The organism is Methylobacterium sp. 190mf, assembly GCF_900107945.1.
Taxonomy (GTDB): domain Bacteria; phylum Pseudomonadota; class Alphaproteobacteria; order Rhizobiales; family Beijerinckiaceae; genus Methylobacterium.
Window position 1 is genome coordinate 117610 of the sequence record NZ_FNVI01000003.1, and the last position, 19699, is coordinate 137308.

The following is a 19699-nucleotide window of genomic DNA, read 5'->3' on the forward strand; positions in this document are numbered from 1 at the left end:
AGCGGTCGCGCCTGCCGCGGCTCTTCCGCCATGTAGGCTTTCGCCCCGCTGCCCGACACGGCCTCCGCCGCGTCGCTGAAGGTGCCGCGTTCCAGCACCTCCCGCGCCGCGTGCGCGAGACCGCCGAGGGCCGCCCGCGCGAACGACCTGCCGACACTGATCCCCACCTCCCTCGAGCGACCCTACGCCGCTCGGGTCCCGCGGGGAGATGGCCTACCTGGCCGGGGATCGTCCGAGGTTGAGATGGAGGGAGGTTCAACGATCCGTTCGGGAGGCGCGCTGAACGCAGCGGCCGATCTGGACCGATGGCATCGGCCGAACGGCCGGCGCGACACGCGTCACTGCGCGATGATCTCCGGATGCTGCGCGGCGAGGTTCGCCCGCGTCGCCTCGGCCCAGGCGCGGTCGCGTTCCCGGCGCGGCCGGTCGAGGCGGACGTCGGCGATGAGACTGGCTGGGCGCCGCGACACGAGGAGCAGCCGGTCTGCGATCCCGATCGCCTCGGCGACGTTGTGCGTCACCATCAGCACGCTCATGCCGGCCCGGTCCACCGTGTCCACCACGAGGCCGCGCAGCTCCGCGGCGGCGGCGTCGTCGAGGGACACGAACGGTTCGTCGAGGACGAGGACGCGCGGGCCGTCGGCTAGGGCGCGCGCCAGCGCCACGCGCCGCTGCATGCCCAGTGACAGGGCCTTCGGGTAGCGCGTCCGCCACGCCGTCAGGCCGAGCCGCGCGAACAGATCGTCGAGATCGCGCCCGCGCCGTGCCCGGGGCAGGCCGAGGCGGACGTTGTGCTCGACGCTGCGCCAGGGCAGCAGCCGCGGCTCCTGGAACACGATGCCCGCCCGGTCCGCGCCGGAGACGCGGCCCTCGAACGCGGTGTCGAGGCCGAGCAGGATCCGCAGGGTGGTGGTCTTGCCGGCGCCCGACGGCCCGATCAGGCAGACGATCTCCCCGGCGCCGACGCCGAAGGTCAGGTTCCGGACGGCCTCGACCGCCTCGGCCCGGGCGGGCCGGTACCATTTCGACGCGATCGCGACCTGGAGGACGGGCTCAGCGCCAGCGACGGACATAGGCTTCGAGCCGCTGGAGGAGGAGGACGTCGATGCCGATCATCACGGCCATGAAGACGAGGCTGTAGCCGATGATGGCCGCCACGTCGGTGCTCTGGACGAAGTAGTAGTTGATCGCGAAGCCGACCCCGTCCGGGCGCCCGAGCAGCTCCACGACCAGCACGATCTTCCAGGCGAGCGAGAGGCCCGACCGCGCCGCCGTGACCATGTAGGGCTGGAGCTGCGGGATCAGGATGTCGCGGGCCCAGCTGCGCCGGTCGAGCCGGTAGGCGCGGGCCATCTCGTCGAGCCCGGGATCGAGATTCCGCGCGCCCTCGCGCACGATCACCGCGACGTTCGGCAGCTTGTTGAGCACCACCGCCAGGATCGCGGCGGTCTCGGTGAGGCCGACCCAGACATAGGCCAGGACCGTGATCACCAGGGCGGGCGTGTTCAGGAGGACGAGCAGCGGCGTGTCGAGGGTGAGGTCGGCGGCCTTGGACCGTCCGAGCGCGACGCCGAGGAGGACGCCGAGGACCATCGCCACGGTGAAGGAGATCGCCACGCGGAGCAGTGTCATGCCCACGTTGTGCGCGAGGTCGCCGCGCTCCGCCTCCTGAACGATGAAGCGCAGCACCGCGAGGGGCGCCGGCAGCAGGCGCGAGCCCGCCTCCATCGCGGCGAACTGCCAGGCGGCGAGGAGCACGGCCAGGGACGCGATACGGGTCAGCGCGCCCATGCGGTCCCGATGATCCTGATAGTCTTGACGGTCGACACGCGCGCCCGCCGGGCGGCCGCCTCAACCATTGCGGCCGGTGTAGTAGAGGTCCGGCGGGAGCGCGTTGCCCTTTCCGACGAGGCGGGCGCCGCCGAGCCGCGCCATCACCGCGTAGAGCTTCTCGGCGTCGGCGCGCTCCTCCGCGATGGAGCGGCGCGGAATGCCGGCCAGGAAATCGTGCTTCAGGGCCTCGAAGGTCGCCTCGTCCTCCGCCGCCATCAGCGGGCGCACGATCTCCCACGTGCTCGGGTCGGAGGCGAGCATGTCCTTGGCGGCGCGCGAGGCCCGGGCGAAGGCCGCCACGGCCGCGGGCTTCTCCTTCACGGTGGCGTCCTGGAACAGGTAGCCGATCAGCGCCACGTCGCCCGGGACCCCGAGGGCGTGCATGATGTCCTCGGCGCCGACGAGCTGCCGATAGCCCTTGGCCTTGAGGCGGGCGCAGTAGGTCCAGTAGGTCAGCGCCGCGTCGAGGGCGCCCTGCTCCAGCTTCAGCGTGATCAGCGGCGGGGCGCCGTAGGCGATCTCGGCGGCCTGCTCGAGGTCGATGCCGGCCGCGTCCTTAGCCTGTGCCCGGAGGAGGAGCCAGTTCTTGTCCAGGGGGCCGCCCGCCACCCCGAGGCGCTTGCCCGCGAGATCCTTGAGGCTCTTCACCGGGCTGCCGCCCGGTACCATCACGCCGCCCTCGGAGGTCGAGTACGGGATGAAGCGGACCGCCTGGCCGTCGTTGCCGAGGCGCGCGGCCCAGAGCAGGTCGCCGATGATCGTGTCGACCTGCCCGCCGATGAAGCTGATCCGGGCCGCGTCGTTGCCGGCGAGCTTGACCGCGTCGAGCTCGAAGCCGTTGGCCGTGTCGAGGCCGCGGGCTTTGATCACCGCCGCCTCCCAGGTGGACGTGCCGAAGGGCAGGCTGCCGAGGCGGATCGTCGGCACGTCGGCGCGCGCCGCCCGCAGGCCGAGGCCGCCGAGCAGGCCCCCGGCGAGCATCGCGCGCCGTGACAGCATCACGCCTTCTCCCATCGTATTGCGCAGTCTTCAGCGGCGGCAGACTGGAGTGCCGAACGAGCCGGACGCCATTGCCAAAAGGTCATAGGGCTCACACCGGTTTCAGTCCACCGTGGCAAACACGCTTGCGCGCAACCGGCCGCGGCGGCACCCTCGGCCGCGACGGTTTCATCGGAGATGGATCATGAGCGAGCGACGCGAGGGCGCACTGGACGACGTGACCGTGGAGGCGCGGCTGAAGGCCGAGCTGCCCGCCTGGCGGCTGGAGGACGGGTGGATCCGGCGCACCTACAAGACGTCCGGCTGGAAGAGCACCCTGATGGTGATCAACACGGTCGGCCACCTCGCCGAGGCGGCGTGGCACCATCCGGACATCACGGCCTCCTACGCCTGGGTCGAGGTCCGGCTGATGAACCACGCGGCCAAAGGCATCACCGACAAGGATTTCGCCCTCGCCCGGAAGATCGAGGAGGTCGTCTCCTGGCAGCCGGGCCTGGAGGGACAGGGGCTCGAGGGCACCCCGACCGATCCGCGCTTCGCCTACATCAAGTACGAGAAGTAGCGGTCGCCGCGTGCGTCACCGCGGCTCCTTCACCCGGCGGCACTCGGTCTTCAGGTAGGCGGTCTTGCCGATCTCTTCGCGCAGCTCGGTGCGGGCGATGATCTCCTGCCAGCCGGTGGCGCAGCCGAGTTCATTGGCGACCCGGACCTTGCGGACCTCGAGCGCCTGGGCGTCCGTGCAGGAATCCTGGGCGATCCCGTTGGCGCAGACCAGGACGACGGCGATGAAGGCGTTCATGGGCGGGACGGTCCTCGGTTCCGTCGCACCCTACGCGCCGGAACACCGTCGGGTTTCCGGCGGTGTGGCCCCGCTCGCGTGAAATATCGTCACGGTCGGCCCGCCCTGAGGGGGCGGAGGGGCGGGCCGACCGTTTCTCGCAGCGCCCGCGGGCGCCGCGATCGCGTGATCCGGCCGATCAGCCGGCGTGTGGCGCCGGCGCGCCGCCCGTCTCCGGGCGGATGCGGTAGCAGCCGATGTAGAGGGCGGGCAGGAACAGGAGCGTCAGGAAGGTCGCCGCCAGGATCCCGCCGATCATCGCGAAGGCCATCGGCCCCCAGAACACCTCGCGGGCGATGGGGATCAGGCCCAGGCTCGCCGCGGCCGCAGTCAGGAGGATCGGCCGCATGCGGTGGTGGGTCGCCTCGAAGACCGCCTGCCAGGGCGCCATCCCCTCGGCCCGGAACTCCTCGATCTGGCTCACCAGGATCACCGCGTTGCGGATGATGATCCCGATGAGCGCCAGGATGCCCAGGATGGCGACGAAGCCCATCGGCTTGTCGAACAGGAGCAGCGCCGGCACCACGCCGATCAGGCCGAGTGGTGCCACGGTGAAGACGAGGAGCATCCGGCCGAAGCTCTGAAGCTGCATCATCAGCAGGAACGCCATGGCCAGCAGCATGACCGGGACCACGGCCGCGATCGGGCCCTGGCCCTTGGCGGATTCCTCGACGGCGCCGCCGGTCTGGACCGTGTAGCCCTCCGGGAGCGCCTTGATGAAGGCGTCGAGGCCGGGCTGCAGGGCGGCCACGATGGTGGCCGGCTGGGTCGCGTCGTGGATCGTGGCGCGCACCGTCACGGTCGGGAGGCGATCGCGGCGCCAGACGATCGGCTGCTCGAGATCGTAGCCGATCCGCGCGAAGGCGAGCACCGGCACCACCGTGCCGTTGGCGAGACCGACCTGCAGCGACTGCAGCGTGTCCAGCGAGGACCGCTCGGCGGCGCGGGCGCGGCCGACGACGTTGACGAGGTAGATCGAGTCTCGGACCTGCGTGATCGCCTGCCCGCCCTCGATCCCGTTCAGGATGCCGGCGACGTCCTGGCTGGTCACGCCGAGCTGGCGCGCCTTGTCCTGGAGGATTTCGACGCGCAGGACCTTGCCGGGCTCGTTCCAGTCGAAGGTCGGCACGTCGAGGCGCTTGTCGGCCGCCACCACGTTGGCGAGGTCGAGCGACAGGCGGCGCACCGTCTCCATGTTCGGGCCGCTGAGGCGGTACTGCACCGGCCGGCCCACGGGCGGCCCGAGGCTCAGGGGCTGCACCAGCACGTCGGTGCCGACGAAGTCGCGCAGGCCGATCGTCTGCAGGCGCGCCATCACGCGGTCGCGCACCTCCAGCGACTTCGTGACGATGACGATCTGGCCGAAGAACGCGTTGGCGAGCTGTTGATCGAGCGGGAGGTAGAAGCGCACCGCGCCCTCGCCGACGTAGGACGACCAGCTCGTCACGTCCGGATCGTCCTTCAGGTTCGCCTCGAACCGGTCCATCTGCGCCCGGGTCTCGGCGATGGTGGCGTTCTGCGGAAGGGTCAGGTCCACCAGCACCTCGGACCGGTCCGAGGACGGGAAGAACTGCTGCTGCACGTGCCCCATCCCGACGATGGCCGCCGCCATCAGCCCGAGACAGAGCACCACCGTCGTCCAGTGCCAGCGCATGGCGAGCCGCAGCGCCCAGACGAACAGGCGCGTGAAGATCCCCTCCTTCTCCGTGTGGTGCTTCATGGTCTTCGGCAGGAGCGTGACGCCGACGAGCGGCGCGAACAGGACCGCCACGACCCAGGAGACCAGCAGCGAGGCCGCGATCACCACGAACAGTGAGTAGGTGTACTCGCCGGCGCCGGAGCCGTTGAAGCCGATCGGCAGGAAGCCCGCCACCGTCACGAGCGTCCCGGTCAGCATCGGGAACGCCGTCGACGTGTAGGCGAAGGTGGCGGCCTTCCGCAGCGTGTCGCCCCGCTCCAGGCGGGCCACCATCATCTCGACGGTGATCATGGCGTCGTCGACGAGGAGGCCGAGCGCGATGATCAGCGCGCCGAGGGAGATGCGCTGGAGGGTGACGTCCATGATCTGCATGACGACGAAGACGATCGCCAGCACGAGCGGGATCGACACCGAGACGACGAGGCCGGCCCGGACGCCGAGGCTCACGAAGCTCACCCCCAGCACGATGATGACGGCCTCGACCAGCGCCTGGGTGAAGCCGCCGACCGCGTGCTCGACCTGCTTGGGCTGGTCCGACACGAGATGGACGCCGACACCGAGCGGCAGGGTGGCCTCGATGGCGCGCATGCGCTCCTTCAGGGCCTCTCCGAAATGCAGCAGGTTGGCGCCCGGACGCATCGCGATGGCGAGGCCGATCGCGGGCTTGCCGTCCACCCGGAACAGCGGTGCGGGCGGATCCTCGTAGCCGCGGCTGATCTCGGCGATGTCGGCGAGGCGGAAGAAACGGTCATTGACCCGCAGGTTGAAGTCCTGGAGCGAGGCCTCGGAGGCGAAGGAGCCGCTGACCCGCAGCGAGATGCGCTCCGGCCCGGCCTGCACCACGCCGGAGGCCGAGACCGCGTTCTGCGCCTGCAGGGCCTTGATCAGGGCCTGGAAATCGATGCCGTAGCCGGCGAGCTTCCGGGTGGAGAAGTCGAGGTAGATCGTCTCGTCCTGCGTGCCGATCAGCTGGGTCTTGCCGATATTGGGCACCCGCAGGACCTCGGTGCGGATGCCCTCGACGTAGTCGCGCAGCTGCCGGTGCGTCAGGCCGTCGGCCGTGAACGCGTAGATATTGCCGTAGACGTCGCCGAACTCGTCGTTGAAGAACGGACCCTGCACGCCCTCCGGGAACTGACCCTTGATGTCCCCGAGCCGTTTGCGGACCTGGTAGAAGGCCGGCTGGATCTCGTTCTTCTTGAGCGTGTCGCGGAACTGGACGAAGACTGTCGACGATCCGGGCGTCGTGTAGCTGCGAACGAAGTCGAGGCCGTTGAGCTGCTGGAGCTCCTTCTCGACCCGGTCGGTGACCTGATCGAGGGTGTCCTTGATGGTCGCGCCCGGCCACGTGGTCTGCACCACCATGGTCTTGATGGTGAAGGGCGGATCCTCCTCACGGCCGAGGCGGGTGTAGGCCATCAGGCCCGCGATCAGCGAGACCAGCATGAGGAACCAGACGAACGAGCGGTGCCCAAGCGCCCAGTCGGAAAGGTTGAAGTCCTTCACGCGAAAACCCCGTGCGGCCGGATCAGACGGCGCCGTCGGTCAGGCGCACGGCCTGGCCTTCCTTGATGACGTGGACGCCCGCGACCACGACGCGCTCGCCGGCCTTCAGGCCGGCGACGACCGCGACGCGGCCGTCCTCGGCGTTGTCCCGCGCCGCCACGGTGACGTCGCGGCGCGCTACCGACTTCCCGTCGGGCGAGACGACCCAGACCGAGCGGCGGTCACCGTCCTCGAGCAGCGCCGAGGCGGGCAGAAGGGCGGTGGGCGCGACCTTGCGCATGAGCGACACGTTGATGGTCGCGCCGAGCCGGAAGGCCGGGCCGGGATCGTCCAGGGTGATCCGGATGCGCTTGGACCGCGTCCCCGACTCGGCGAGGGGCGCGATCTCGCGGACGCGCCCGCGCGCCGTCAGCTCCGGCGCGCTCTGGAGCGCGACGGTGAACACGCCGTCCGACGGCAGAGCCCCGACATGGGCCTCGGGAATGTCGACCACCGCCTCGCGGACGTCGGGCCGCGCCACGGTCACGACGCCCTGGCCGGCGCTGAGCACTTGGCCGACCTCGGCGAGGCGCTGGGTCACGACACCGTCGAACTCGGCCTTCAGCTCAGTGTAGCCCATCTGGTCGCGGGCCTTCTGGAGGCTCGCCATCGCCTGATCCACCCGGGCCCGGGCGGTCTCGCGCTTGGCGACAGCCTGATCGAGCGTCGCCTGGGAGACGGCGTTGCCGGTCATCAGGCGCCGGGTCCGCGACTCCGCGGCCTCGGCGTTCTCGGCCTGCGCCTTCGCGTCGGCCAGGTCGGCCTCGGCGCGGGTCAGGTCGAAACGGGTCACGATGGTGTCGAGGGCCGCGAGGCGCTGGCCGCGGGTGACGAGGTCGCCGATCGTCACGTCCCGCGCGACCATGCGCCCGGGGATCTGGAAGCCGAGCTGCGCTTGGTAGCGCGGCTCGATCGTGCCGGCGAACGGCCCGAACGTGACGGTGTCGCTCGGTACGACAACCTGCGTCAGCACCGGACGGACCGGGGCCGCCGCGGCCTCGCCCCCCTCCTCGCCGTGACCGTTGCACCCGGCCAGTGCCGTCGCGAGGAGGCCCAGGACGAGATACGCGCGCGCCGTCATGGGCGGTCTCCGATCTCGGCGGCCGCGACCGTCTGGCCGGGACGCAGGAACTGGATGCCGGCGACGACCACGCGCTCGCCCGGCTCGACGCCGCGCTTCAGCGCGATGATATCGGGGCCGAAGCGATCGATCTCCACCGCGCGGACCGAGACGGTCTTCCGGTCCGGATCGTAGACCCACACCGAGGGCTTACCGTCGTAGCGGTAGAGCGCCGACCAGGGCAGGATCACCGATTCGTGCGGCGCGAAGCGCCCGCGGCCGATCACGACGGCGCCGAGCCCCATGGCGGCGGGCGTCGACTTCAAACCGATCTTGACGCGGACCGTGCCGCTGGCGGCATCCACGGTGGGAGAGATCTCCCGCACGGTCCCGACCGCGGTGACGGACGGGTCCGACTGGAGGGCCACCGCGACGGTGTCGCCGGCCGGCGGCTGGGCCAGCAGCGATTCGTAGACGTTGAAGACCGCGTCGCGGGGCCCGTCCTGCGCGACGACCAGCACGGTCTGGCCCGACTGGACCACTTGGCCGACCTCGAAGCTGCGGCTCGTCACCACGCCGGACACGCCCGCGCGCAGCTCGGTATAGGAGAACTGCTCCTGCGCGGTTCCCAGCGCCGCCTTGGCCGAGTCGACCGCCGCCTGCGTGGTGCGCAGCTCCTGCTCGGCGTTGTCGTAGGTCGAGCGGGTCGTGAAGCCGCCGGCCAGGAGCTGCTTCTGGCGCTCGTACGACATCTTCGCCTGCGTGAGCAGCGCCTCGGCCGAAGCCAGGGCGGCCTTGGCGTTGTCGAGATTCGCCTGCTGCGTCAGGGGTTCGAGGACGGCGAGGACCTGATTGGCCGTGACGTGGTCGCCGATCTCGACGCGCCGCTCGGCGACCTTCCCGTTCGTTCGGAACGAGACGTTGACCTGCGCCTGGGCCTGGACGTCGCCGGTCACCACCACGTCGAGCGCCATCGGTGTGCGACGCGCCTGCACGACCCGCACGCGCGCCACGGCGGAGTCGAGCGCCGTCTCGGGCGCGGCCTGGGCGCACCCGATCCACGCGAGCGCGGTTAACATCAGCAGCGCGGATGCGGATGGAAGGAAGGCGATGCGGTTCATGCGATCGACCGTGTCGGCGCGACTCGTGCGAATTGCGTGGCGCGTTCCTACGCCATCCGTTACATACCGTCCAGACGGTTTTTAGTGCAGGTCCGTGATGCAGGCGAAGCGACAGCGACTGGCGGCGCGCCCCGAGATCATCCTGGAGGCGGCCGCGGCCGTTCTCCTGAAGGGAGGCGTCCGCGGGCTGACCATCGACGCGGTCGCGGCCGAGGCCGGGCTGAGCAAAGGCGGCGTCCTGCACCATTACGCGTCGAAGGACGCCCTGGTGGGGGCGCTGGTCGCCCGCAAGCTCGCGGACGTGCGCGCGGAGATCGACGCCTGCGCGCGGGAGATACCGGCCGGCCCGTCGCAGCTTCCCAGGGCGATGGTGGCGCATATCCGCGGGCACTACTGCGACGACAACGAAGCGGCGCGCGCACTCCTGCTGGCATCGATGGAGTCACCGGAGGCGCAGAAAGACTTCCAGGCGTTCGTCGCGGATCAGCTGGACCAGCTCGGACGGATCGAGGGCGCTCCCCCGGGCGAGGGCTCCGTCCTGTACTTCGCCATCCTCGGTCTGTTCATGAGCCGGGCGCTGGGCTTCCAGCAACTCGACGAGGACGCCCTGGCGCCGATGCTCGAGGCCCTCGACCGCATCGCCGGGCGAGCCGGCGGCTAGATCCGGACGCTCAGGCCTGGAACGCGAGGACGGCGCGCGTCCCGGCGCTTCGGGGGGCATACGACAGGGCCGAGCGCAGGTTCGACGCCATGGCGCGCACGATGCGCGACCCGAGACCGGTGCCGCGGACCTCGCCCTCCCCGGTCCAGCCGATACCGTCATCCTCGACGGCGAGCAGCACGGTGTCGGCGGCGTCCCGCTCGACCGCGACGCGGATCTCGCCCGACGTGCCGACCGGGTAGGCGTACTTGTAGGCGTTGGTCACGAGTTCGGTCACGACAACGCCGACCGACACGGCCTTGTCGGTCGAGAGCCGCACCGGCGCGGCACGAAGGCGGATCGCGTGGTCGCGCCCGCTCGCCCGCATGGCGGCCTGCAACTCCTCGACCAAGCTCTGCAGGTAGGCGTCGAGCTCGACGGATTCGACGTCGTCGGACGTGTAGAGGCGGCGGTGGATGCCGGCGATCGCCGAGATCCGGGCCTGCATCTCGTCGAGCGCCGCCTTGGCGGCCGGGTCCGTGACGGCGTTGCGCTGCATGTGCGCCAGGGCGGCGACGAGGGCCAGGGAGTTGGCCACGCGGTGGTTGACCTCGCGCAGCAGCAGCTCGGCGCGGTCGCGCGCCTCGCGCATCTCGGCCTCGGCCCGCTCCTTGTCGCGCCGCAGGCTCTCCTGCCGGAGGGCGGTGGCGACGGCCTCGCCGAGCAGCTCGCGGAACTGACCCTGGACGTCCTTCCAGACGTAGTCCACAGCTCCGGCCTTCAGGGCCGCCACGGCGACGCGGCTGTCCTCGGAGCCGGTCACGTAGATGACCGGCGGCGCCTCGGGCAGCGCGCGGATCTCGGGCAGCAGGTCGAGGCCCGTCTGTCCCGGCATGTGGTGGTCGAGGGCGACGGCGTCGATCCCGCCCTGGGCGAGCCGCGCCAGCCCCGCCGCGCCGTCGGGACAGAGCTCGACCGCGTAGCCGCGCGCCTCGAGGGCGCGCCGGACCAGGCGGCCGAGGCCGGGATCGTCGTCGATGTAGAGGATGCGTGCCGCCGCGGCGGTGCCGTCCCCGCTGGCACGCCGAGCAGTCATGGGTTCTGCGGAACCTGCATGACCGAGAAGAACAGACCGAGCTGGCGGATCGCGTTCGCGAAGCCGTCGTAGCTCACCGGCTTAGTGATGTAGACGTTGGCCCCGAGGTCGTAGCAGCGCTGGATCTCGCGGCTGTCGTCCGTCGTGGTCAGGACCACCACCGGGGACCGACGCGTGTGCGGGTTCGCCTTCACCTTCTCGAGGATGTCGAGGCCGGTCATGTCCGGCAGGTTGAGGTCGAGCAGGATCAGCAGGTGCCGTCGGGCGCTCGCCTCGCCGGAGCCGTCCGGCCCGAGCAGATAGTCCAGCGCCGAAGTGCCGTTGCGGAACGGCACGATGTCGTTGTTGACGCCGGCGCGTCGGATGTTGCGCTCGATCAGGCGCGCATGGCCCTCGTCATCCTCGATCATCACGATGCTGACGGGGTGCACGGGCCGCTCCACGCTCATTAGGCGGCGATGGGCGCCGGTTCGGGGTCGATCCGGACCGCTGTAGCTGTCCCGTGCGGCAAGGTCACGTCGAACGTCGTGCCCACACCGAGTTCTGAACGGATCTCGATCCGGCCCCCGAACGAGCGCACCAGCGCCTTCACGTGGGCGAGACCGATCCCCTCGCCCGGGCGGTCCTGGGCGCCCGATCGGCGGAAGAGTTCGAAGACGCGGGCATGGTCCCGCGCGGCGATCCCCCGGCCGTTGTCGGCGACGGAGAAGCAGACGCCGCGTTCGCCCACGGCCTTGGCCGTGACGGTGATCCGTCCAGGCCGGCTCGGGTCGAGGTATTTCACGGCGTTGTCCAGCAGGTTGCCGAAGACCTGCTCGATCGCGAGCCGGTCGGCGACGATCTCGGGCAGGTCGCGGGCGATCGTCACCGTGGCCCCGACCGCCTCCGCCTGATGCCGCTGGGCATCGGCCACGCCGCGGAGCACGCCCGTCATGTCGAGGGCCTCGGGCGAGAATTGTCGCCGGCCCTCTCGCGAGAGCTTGAGGATGGCGGCGATCAGCCCCTCCATCCGGTTCACCGCCGCCTTGATGAAGCCGAGCGCCTCGCCGAAATCGGCGTCGAGCCGCTCTGCCGCGGGGTGATCCCGGAGGGCCGCGGCGACCTCGGTCCGGGTCGCCTCCAGCTCGCTCGTGAATCCCATCACGTTGACCAGCGGCGCGCGCAGGTCGTGGCTGACGATGTAGGCGTAGCGCTGGATCTCCTCGTTGGACTCGCGCAGGTCGGCTTCGGCCTGACGCTGCTCGGTGATGTCCGTGTGGACGCCGACCCACTCGCGGATCTCGCCGCGCGCGTCGATGACCGGGATGGCACGGATCGCGAAGTGTCGCCACGTCCCGTCGCGCACCCGAACCCGGTGCTCGTGGACGTAGGTGCGCCGCGCCCGGACGGTCGCGTTCCACGTCTCGACGGAGGCCTCCATGTCGTCGGGATGGACCGCGTCGGCCCAGCCGTAACCCTGATACTCCGCCCGCGTCTGACCGGTGATCGCGCTCCAGCCCGGCTGCTCGCCGAGCATCCGGCCCGTCGCATCGTTAGTCCAGAGCACGCCGCGCACGGCCTGCACGGCGGCCCGGAACCGCGCCTCGCTCGCCTGGAGCTCGCGCTGCACGCGCTGCTGGTCCAGCGACGAGGCGAGCATCGCCAGGAACAGGATGAGGAACGTGGCACCGGCGACGTAGAGGGCGAGGTTCTGCTGAGCCGGAGCGCCGGTCACCGCGTGGGCGGTGTGGGCGCCGCCCGCCTCGGCGGTGATCGTCGCCGCCGCCATGCCGGTGTAGTGCATGCCCGCCACCGCGAGGCCCATCACGCAGGCCGCGACGAGCTTCTGCCAGACGCCGTGTTGCCGGAAGGAGAGCCACAGGGCGGCGGTCGCCGCGGTCACGGCGATCGCCACCGAGAGCGCGATGATCGCCGGGCTATAGGCGAGGTCGCCGGGGATCCGCAGCGCCGCCATGCCGGTGTAGTGCATGCCGGCAACGCCCAGGCCCATCAGCGGGCCGGCGACGAGAAGGCTGCCGGTCCCCTCGCCGACGCGCGCCACCCACAGGAAGGCGGCGCCGGTCGCCGCGACGGCGATCGCGAGGGACAGGAGCGTGAGTCCGGTATCGTAGGCGGCCGGCAGGCCCATCTCGAAGGCCAGCATGCCGATGAAGTGCATCGACCAGATGCCCCCGCCCATGGCGAGGGCGGCGCCGGCGATCCACGGCCAGCGCGGTCCCGCGACGGGCCCGCGGATCCGCGCGCCCAGGTCCAGCGCGGTGTAGGACGCGAAGACCGCGAGGCCGATCGACAGGGCGACCAGCGCCGGATTGTAGCCAGTATGGACCATCGACTGCGATCGACGCGTGAATGAGCCTTCTCGCGATGTATCCCGGGTGATCCGTCGGCGCTATCGCGATTCCGAGACGCATGAAGCTCCCGAACATCGAGCCGCGTCGGCGAGCACCGAGACCGGCGCCGGGACCAGAACGGATCGGCCACCGCGATCGGCATCCCGGTGCGCGCCACACAGGCTCAGGCAAGCAGGGTCAGCGATGATGCACCGCGACCCCCGTCAGACGAGACCGGCAGACAGGATGCGCGCCAGAGGCTGGATGACGGCGACGCTGGCATCCCGGCCGGAATGCCTCGGTGGACAGGCGCGTATCGCCGCCGCTGCGCGGCCGAGCCGCGTCGAAAAAAAACGCGTTCGTCACACAGCGACGGTCTCTCCCGGCGGTCGCGCGCGTTCTAGGTTCTGTTGATCGCTCAACGCGAATGCAGGTTCATGAACGGACACGCCGCGGCACGATTTCCGGACGACCTGCGCGAAGCCCTGGCGCAGGCTCTGTACGATTGCGAGCGGACGGACGGGGAGGATCGCGCCGCCTGGACCGACACGGACCTTGAGGCCCGCCACCCGGGCCTGCGCGAGCGCTATCGCCGATCCGCCGACGCCCTGGCGGCCGGTCCGCTCGCGGACCTGATGGCCGCCCGCCATGCCGACGAGGAGGAACTGCGGGTGCTGCGCCGGCAGAGGATGTCGCCCGAGCGCGAGCGGGAGCTGCTGGAGGCGAACAACCGCCTCGTCGCCCGCGCCGAGGCCGCCGAGACGGCGCGGCACACCGCGGAGGAAGCGCTCGCGACGCTGCGCCGCGAGCGGGATGTCGCGCGGGAAGCCGAGGCGTTCTGGCAGCAATTCGCCTTCGACGCCGACGATCTCGCGACCCGGCGCCTCATCGAGCAGACCGACGCCCGCGCCGAGGCCGAGCGGCGGGCGATCGAGGAGCGTTGCCGACGGGAGCGCGCGGAGGCGGCGCTGCGCCTGTTCGCCGACCGGGCCGACGTCATGCCCAAGGAGGGATGGGCGTCGGAACTGGCGAAGGCCAATCGCGACATCCCGCTCTGGTGGTTCCACGCGGCCCGAGTCGCCCTCGAGCCGCCGGACCTGTCCCGACCGACCGAGGGCGGCGAGGCCTGAACGCCTCAGGCCGCCGCGGGCTGCTTCGCGGGCGTGTCGCGGAACAGAGCCGTACAGCCGGAGCCGCGATGCATGCTCAGGATCGACGCGCGGTCGATCTCCGGGTGCGTCTTGAGCACCTTCTGAACGCAAGCGAGCACCCGCTCGTACTGCGCGGCGTCGTAATTCGGTTCGAGCGGGCTGACGGCGATGTAGGTCTCGACCACCAACACGCGCTCGGCGCGGTCGTGGGCGACGTCGACGGCGATCCAGGACGACTTGATCAGGCTGGTGCTGGCGAGCATGGGCGTTCCTCGTGCAGCGTTACATCGTTTCACCCACGGCCGCGACGCGTATTTCATCCCGCGGCTGGGGCAATTTTGGCGAAATCATGGACCGCCTGTCGGCGAATGCCAAGGGGTCGCCGCCCCGGACCCCCTGCACGCTGTGCAGCGTGTTGAGCGCGAGCCCGCACCGGCTTACGGTCGGCCATCGGCCGGTGCCGGAGGTGTCCACAATAGGCACTCGCATCCGGCAAATGGCATGTGGTATACAAATTGGCGGACTCGTCACCCCGGGTCCGCGTGACGGTGTCGCGATACGACGGGACCGCGCTGTGGGAGGGAGAACAGACATGATCCGTTCGAGGATGGAAGGCCCCTGCCCCTCAGTCGCGGCACGCGCGACACGGGCCCGTGCAGGCATCGAACCGATATCCCGCGCGGCCTGAGCCGCCCTCCGACATCCCCAAACCGACTCCAGCTCCGAGACCGATCATGACCAAGGCCCTCGAAGGCGTCCGCATCCTGGACTTCACCCACGTTCAATCCGGCCCGACCTGTACGCAGCTCCTGGCTTGGTTCGGCGCCGACGTCATCAAGGTCGAGCGGCCGGGCGCGGGGGACGCCACGCGTCAGCAGCTTCAGGACATCCCGGACGTGGACAGCCTCTATTTCACGATGCTGAACCACAACAAGCGGTCGATCACGCTCGACTCGAAGAACCCGAAGGGCAAGGAGGTTCTCTGGCGGCTGATCAAGGAATGCGACGTCCTGGTCGAGAATTTCGCGCCCGGCGCCCTCGCCCGCATGGGCCTGACCTGGGAGAAGATCCATGAGGTCAACCCGCGGATGATCCTGGCCTCCGTGAAGGGCTTCGGTCCGGGCCGCTACGAGGATTGCAAGGTCTACGAGAACGTCGCGCAGTGCGCCGGCGGCTCCGCGTCGACGACGGGCTTCCGCGACGGAATCCCGATGGTGACGGGCGCGCAGATCGGCGATTCCGGCACCGGCCTGCACCTCGCCCTCGGCATCGTCACGGCGCTCTACCACCGGACCCAGAGCGGCCTCGGCCAGAAGGTCGACTGCGCCATGCAGGACGGCGTGCTCAACCTCTGCCGGGTCAAGCTGCGCGACCAGCAGCGTCTCGCGCACGGGCCTCTCAGGGAGTACAGCCAGTTCGGCGAGGGCATCCCGTTCGGCGAGGCGACCCCGCGTGCGGGCAACGATTCCGGTGGCGGCCAGCCTGGCCGGATCCTGCGCTGCAAGGGCTGGGAGCAGGACCCGAACTCCTACATCTACGTCATCACCCAGGCCGCCGTCTGGGAGCCGATCTGCGACATCATCGGTGAGCCGGATTGGAAGACCGATCCGAACTACGCGACCCCGAAGGCCCGCCTGCCGCATCTCAACGAGATCTTCACGCGGATCGAGGCCTGGACGATGAAGGTGTCGAAGTTCGAGGTGATGGACACCCTGAACAAGTACGACATCCCCTGCGGCCCGATCCTGTCGATGAAGGAGATCGCCGAGGACGAGTCCCTGCGGAAGACCGGCACCATCGTGGAGGTCGATCACCCGACCCGCGGCAAGTACCTGACGGTCGGCAACCCCATCAAGCTGTCGGCGAGCCCGAGCGAGGTCACCCGCTCGCCGCTCCTCGGTGAGCACACCGATGAGATCCTGCGCTCCGTGCTCGGCTACTCCGAGGCCGAGGTTGGCGAGATCGCCGAATCTGGCGCGATCGGCGCGGTCCAGAAGATCGCGGCGGAGTGATCGGTCTCCGGCGATCCGGGGGCGAGATCCCGGATCGCCGATGTTACAATCCGGGGGCGTGCGTGAAGCGCGGCCCCGGATTCCGGGTGACGCCGTTCGACAGCCGGGGCACGGTCGCGCCGCCGAGCCCGCGTTCGGTTTGTTTCTCCCCGGCCCCGCTCAGGGTCCGGATGACACCCAGGAGCCTGCATGCGCATCGCCTTCATCGGTCAACAGGATTTCGGAAAAGCGGTCCTGGAGGCGTTCCTCAAACGAGGCGATGAGGTTGCGGCGGTGTTCTGCGCGCCTGAGAAGCCCGGCGCCAAGCCGGACGTCCTCAAGACGGCGGCCGTCGAGAAGGGGCTGACGGTTTTCCAGTTCCCCAGCCTGAAGAGCCCTGAGGCCGAGGACGCCATGCGCGGCCTGAACGCCGATATCGGCGTCATGGCCTACGTGCTCCAGTTCGCGCCGCAGAGCTTCGTCAACATCCCGAAGCACGGCACCATCCAGTATCATCCGAGCCTGCTGCCGCGTTACCGGGGCCCCTCCTCGATCAACTGGCCGATCGCCCGGGGCGAGTTGCAGACCGGCCTGACGATCTTCCGGCCGACCGACGGTCTCGACGAGGGGCCGGTGATCCTGCAGAAATCCTGCCCGATCGGCGCCGACGCGACCCTGGGCGACGTCTACTTCGACAACCTGTTCCCGATGGGCGTCGAGGCCATGCTCGAGGCGGCCGACCTCGTCGTGGCCGGCCAGCATGTCGAGATCGATCAGGACGAGGACGCCGCGAGCTACGAGGGTTGGTTCCGCGGCGCCGAGGCGGAGATCCACTGGTCGGCCCACGCCGAGCAGATCTACAACCTGATCCGCGCGGCGAACCCGGCACCCGGTGCCTGGACCACGCACGACGGCAAGAAGCTCCAGATCTTCGACAGCAGCCTGCATCGGATCCGCAAGCTCGCCGACGTCGTCGGCAAGCCCGGCGAGGTGATCGCCGTCGACGACGAGGGCTTCAGCGTCTGCGCGCAGGGCGGGCGCCTCGAGATCCGCAAGGTCAAGGCGGAGGGCGGCAAGAAGGTCGCGGCCGCCGAGTACGCCCGGGAGGCCGGGCTGGCGGTCGGTCAGTTTCTCGGGCGCTAGGTCACCCGCGCGTCAGGTCGTCTCCGGCGCGGTCGGCCGCGCCGCATTCAGACCGTAGCCGCGGAAGCGCTCGACCGTCGTGCCGATCTCGTCGTCGGACAGGATGATCGGCGTCCCGATCTGCCGCGCGACGGCGTATTGCTGGCAGAGCGTCTCCAGCTCGACGGCGAGCCACAGGGCCTTCTCCAGGCTCGCCCCGGCCGCGATCATGCCGTGATTGGCCAGGAGGCAGACGTTGCGATCGACGAGCGCCGCGAGGGCGAGGTCCGAGAGTTCCGCGGTGCCGTAGGGCGCGTAGGGCGCGCAGCGTACCGTCGGGCCGCCGAAGGTCGCGATCATGTAGTGGACCGCCGGGATGGCCTCTCCGCACATCGCGAAGGCGGTGCAGTAGACCGGATGCGCGTGGACCACCGCGTGGAATTCCGGACGGGACGCGAGGATGTCCCGGTGGAAGCGCCATTCCGATGACGGCTTCCGATCCGGCGCGTGGGTGCCGTCGAGACCCATCCGGACCACGTCGTCCGGTCCGATCCGTTCGGTGGGCACGCCCGACGGGGTGATCAGGAGCCCGTCGCGGAAGCGCACCGAGACATTTCCCGACGTGCCGCGGTTCAGCCCCTGTGCGTCGAGTGCCCGCGCCGCCGCTACGACGCCCTCGCGCGCGATCCGCTCGTCCCTGTCCATGCCCGATCTCCGGAAGGCCCGGTTCCCGGTATGCAGGAAGCCCGGCGCCGTAAAGACGGCGCCGGGCTTATTCGCTTCGGTTCGGCGCCGCGGCGGCGAGCGATCGGGGCCTGCTACTGCGCCAGCACCGGCGCGAGGCCCGCCTCGGGCTTCTTGGTGTAGGCGGCGCGCATCGGCTTGAGGACGAACAGCGCCAGCAGGGCCGCGAGGATGTTGAGGGCCGCGGCCGCGAGGAACACCGTGTGCCAGCTTCCGGTCATGGTCGTGAGCACGCTGGTGTAGGGAACGATCAGCGCCGCAGTGCCCTTGGCCGTGTAGAGCAGCCCGGCATTGGTCGCCGCGTACTTCGAGCCGAACGTGTCGCCGCAGGTCGCCGGGAACAGCGAGTAGATCTCGCCCCACGCGAAGAACACGAGACCGGTCAGCAGCACGAAGGCGATCGGATTCTGGCCGAACTGGCTCAGCGCGTAGATGCCCAGGCCCTCGATCGCGAAGGACAGGAACATCGTGTTCTCGCGGCCGATATGGTCGGAGACCCAGCCGAAGAACGGGCGCGTCACGCCGTTGAGAACCCGGTCGAGCGTGGCCGCGAAGGTCAGCGCCGGCAGCGTGATCCCCAGGAGCGAGACCGGGACGTCGGCGATCTTGAAGTCCTTGGCGATCGGGCCGAGCTGCGCGGTGGCCATCAGGCCGCCGGCGGCCATCATGACGAACATCGCGTACATGACCCAGAAGATCGGGGTGCGGACCATCTCGGAGGGCTTGTAGTCCCGCTTCGACTGGCTGACCCGGGCGACTTCCGGAACCTGGCCCTTGGCCGGCGCGCGCAGGAACAGGGCGATCAGCATGACGATCACGCCCTGCCCGATCCCGAAGTAGAAGAAGGCCGCCTCGTAGCCCTGGGACTTGATCATCGCCTGGATCGGCACGACCGTGAGTGCCGAACCCGCGCCGAAGCCCATGGCGGTGATGCCGGCGGCCAGGCCGCGGCGGTCGGGGAACCACTTCAGCGAGTTGCCCACGCAGGTACCGTAAACCGCGCCTGCACCGGTGCCGCCGATCGCGGCCGCGATGTAGAGCACGGTGAGCGAGTCCGCGTAGGAATTGATCACCCACGCGACGGCGCAGAGCAGGCCGCCGAACAGCGTGACGATGCGCGGACCGTACTTGTCCACGAACCAGCCCTCGATCGGGACCAGCCACGTCTCGGTGACGACGAACAGCGTGAACGCCACCTGGATCGCCGCGCGATCCCAGCCGTGCCGCTCCTGCATCGGGCTCACGAAGAAGGTCCAGCCGTACTGCATATTGGCAATCATGCACATGCAGACGACGCCGAAGGCGAGTTGCAGCCAGCGGCCGCGCCCAACCGGTTTGACGATCTCGGACATACCGTTCCCTCTTGGCAGTATTCTTGTCGGCGTTCGCGCTCGAACCGGGCTTATGCCCTGCCACGGCGCAGCTTGTCAGAACAACGTGATCGGAATTCTTCGAAAAATTCTTGGCCCGCAGACAAATAATCTCTGCAGTACAGCAGCATCCGACGCCGAGTCGGCCTTGATGTCCGAT

The 19699-nt window shown here is 69.9% G+C and carries 18 protein-coding genes and 1 pseudogene; 5 read left to right on the forward strand and 14 right to left on the reverse strand.

What is annotated here, in order from left to right; all coding sequences use genetic code 11:
• Nucleotides 1–56: 56 nt before the first annotated feature.
• From C4T42_RS32310 to C4T42_RS04775, 4 genes and pseudogenes are all read right to left on the reverse strand, one after another.
• Nucleotides 57–161 (reverse strand): annotated as a pseudogene (locus tag C4T42_RS32310) (isocitrate lyase/phosphoenolpyruvate mutase family protein); the annotation flags it as partial.
• A 177-nt stretch (nucleotides 162–338) separates the two neighbouring features.
• The gene (locus C4T42_RS04765) at nucleotides 339–1073 is read right to left on the reverse strand and encodes an ATP-binding cassette domain-containing protein (protein ID WP_103984763.1); all 735 of its coding nucleotides are present in this window, start codon (nucleotides 1071–1073) and stop codon (nucleotides 339–341) included.
• Entirely contained in the window at nucleotides 1054–1791 is a 738-nt protein-coding gene (locus C4T42_RS04770) for an ABC transporter permease subunit (protein WP_056528723.1), read from the reverse strand. The genes C4T42_RS04765 and C4T42_RS04770 overlap by 20 nt, the downstream gene beginning before the upstream one ends.
• A 60-nt stretch (nucleotides 1792–1851) precedes the next feature.
• Nucleotides 1852–2832, reverse strand: a complete 981-nt coding sequence (locus C4T42_RS04775) for an ABC transporter substrate-binding protein (RefSeq protein WP_100251230.1) — start codon at nucleotides 2830–2832, stop codon at nucleotides 1852–1854.
• Between the two features lie 184 nt (nucleotides 2833–3016).
• Here C4T42_RS04775 and C4T42_RS04780 point away from each other — a divergent pair, with 184 nt between their 5' ends.
• On the forward strand, nucleotides 3017–3394 hold the full coding sequence (locus C4T42_RS04780; RefSeq protein ID WP_103984764.1) for a 4a-hydroxytetrahydrobiopterin dehydratase: 378 nt from the start codon (nucleotides 3017–3019) through the stop codon (nucleotides 3392–3394).
• A gap of 15 nt (nucleotides 3395–3409) precedes the next feature.
• On the opposite strand, the gene C4T42_RS04785 is transcribed toward C4T42_RS04780, so the two are convergent.
• The 4 genes from C4T42_RS04785 to C4T42_RS04800 form a co-directional block, all read right to left on the reverse strand.
• The gene (locus tag C4T42_RS04785) at nucleotides 3410–3631 is read right to left on the reverse strand and encodes a hypothetical protein (RefSeq protein ID WP_012319732.1); all 222 of its coding nucleotides are present in this window, start codon (nucleotides 3629–3631) and stop codon (nucleotides 3410–3412) included.
• Between the two features lie 178 nt (nucleotides 3632–3809).
• Nucleotides 3810–6875: an efflux RND transporter permease subunit gene (locus C4T42_RS04790; RefSeq protein ID WP_103984765.1), complete on the reverse strand. Its 3066-nt coding sequence runs from the start codon at nucleotides 6873–6875 to the stop codon at nucleotides 3810–3812.
• 22 nt (nucleotides 6876–6897) lie between these two features.
• Nucleotides 6898–7995, reverse strand: coding sequence for an efflux RND transporter periplasmic adaptor subunit (locus tag C4T42_RS04795; protein WP_091976516.1), 1098 nt, complete (start codon nucleotides 7993–7995; stop codon nucleotides 6898–6900).
• Nucleotides 7992–9053 carry an efflux RND transporter periplasmic adaptor subunit gene (locus tag C4T42_RS04800; RefSeq protein ID WP_244603167.1) on the reverse strand — a complete coding sequence of 354 codons (1062 nt, stop codon included), beginning with the start codon at nucleotides 9051–9053 and terminating at the stop codon, nucleotides 7992–7994. Before C4T42_RS04800 ends, C4T42_RS04795 begins: the two co-directional genes overlap by 4 nt.
• A gap of 139 nt (nucleotides 9054–9192) precedes the next feature.
• Here C4T42_RS04800 and C4T42_RS04805 point away from each other — a divergent pair, with 139 nt between their 5' ends.
• Nucleotides 9193–9756, forward strand: a complete 564-nt coding sequence (locus tag C4T42_RS04805; RefSeq protein WP_020092021.1) for a TetR/AcrR family transcriptional regulator — start codon at nucleotides 9193–9195, stop codon at nucleotides 9754–9756.
• A 10-nt stretch (nucleotides 9757–9766) separates the two neighbouring features.
• On the opposite strand, the gene C4T42_RS04810 is transcribed toward C4T42_RS04805, so the two are convergent.
• The 3 genes from C4T42_RS04810 to C4T42_RS04820 are packed head-to-tail and all read right to left on the reverse strand — an operon-like array spanning nucleotide 9767 to nucleotide 13160.
• Nucleotides 9767–10831, reverse strand: a complete 1065-nt coding sequence (locus C4T42_RS04810) for a response regulator (RefSeq protein ID WP_020092020.1) — start codon at nucleotides 10829–10831, stop codon at nucleotides 9767–9769.
• Nucleotides 10828–11280: a response regulator gene (locus C4T42_RS04815; protein ID WP_020092019.1), complete on the reverse strand. Its 453-nt coding sequence runs from the start codon at nucleotides 11278–11280 to the stop codon at nucleotides 10828–10830. The genes C4T42_RS04810 and C4T42_RS04815 overlap by 4 nt, the downstream gene beginning before the upstream one ends.
• On the reverse strand, nucleotides 11280–13160 hold the full coding sequence (locus tag C4T42_RS04820) for an MHYT domain-containing protein (RefSeq protein WP_103984767.1): 1881 nt from the start codon (nucleotides 13158–13160) through the stop codon (nucleotides 11280–11282). The genes C4T42_RS04815 and C4T42_RS04820 overlap by 1 nt, the downstream gene beginning before the upstream one ends.
• Before the next feature lie 438 nt (nucleotides 13161–13598).
• Here C4T42_RS04820 and C4T42_RS04825 point away from each other — a divergent pair, with 438 nt between their 5' ends.
• A complete protein-coding gene (locus C4T42_RS04825; protein ID WP_020092017.1) occupies nucleotides 13599–14291 on the forward strand; it encodes a hypothetical protein in 693 nt (230 codons plus the stop codon).
• A gap of 5 nt (nucleotides 14292–14296) precedes the next feature.
• Here the strand turns inward: C4T42_RS04825 and C4T42_RS04830 are convergent, their stop codons facing one another.
• Complete coding sequence (locus tag C4T42_RS04830; protein ID WP_012319741.1) at nucleotides 14297–14575, reverse strand: hypothetical protein; 279 nt, start codon at nucleotides 14573–14575, stop codon at nucleotides 14297–14299.
• Nucleotides 14576–15046: 471 nt separating this feature from the next.
• Between C4T42_RS04830 and frc the strand changes: the two genes are divergently transcribed.
• Nucleotides 15047–16324, forward strand: coding sequence for a formyl-CoA transferase (gene frc, locus C4T42_RS04835; protein WP_020092016.1), 1278 nt, complete (start codon nucleotides 15047–15049; stop codon nucleotides 16322–16324).
• Nucleotides 16325–16513: 189 nt separating this feature from the next.
• The gene (locus C4T42_RS04840; protein ID WP_020092015.1) at nucleotides 16514–17446 is read left to right on the forward strand and encodes a methionyl-tRNA formyltransferase; all 933 of its coding nucleotides are present in this window, start codon (nucleotides 16514–16516) and stop codon (nucleotides 17444–17446) included.
• Nucleotides 17447–17458: 12 nt separating this feature from the next.
• On the opposite strand, the gene C4T42_RS04845 is transcribed toward C4T42_RS04840, so the two are convergent.
• Together C4T42_RS04845 and oxlT are read right to left on the reverse strand one after the other, a co-directional pair.
• On the reverse strand, nucleotides 17459–18130 hold the full coding sequence (locus C4T42_RS04845; RefSeq protein ID WP_020092014.1) for a class II aldolase/adducin family protein: 672 nt from the start codon (nucleotides 18128–18130) through the stop codon (nucleotides 17459–17461).
• Between the two features lie 113 nt (nucleotides 18131–18243).
• A complete protein-coding gene (oxlT, locus tag C4T42_RS04850) occupies nucleotides 18244–19521 on the reverse strand; it encodes an oxalate/formate MFS antiporter (RefSeq protein WP_020092013.1) in 1278 nt (425 codons plus the stop codon).
• Nucleotides 19522–19699: the final 178 nt, after the last annotated feature.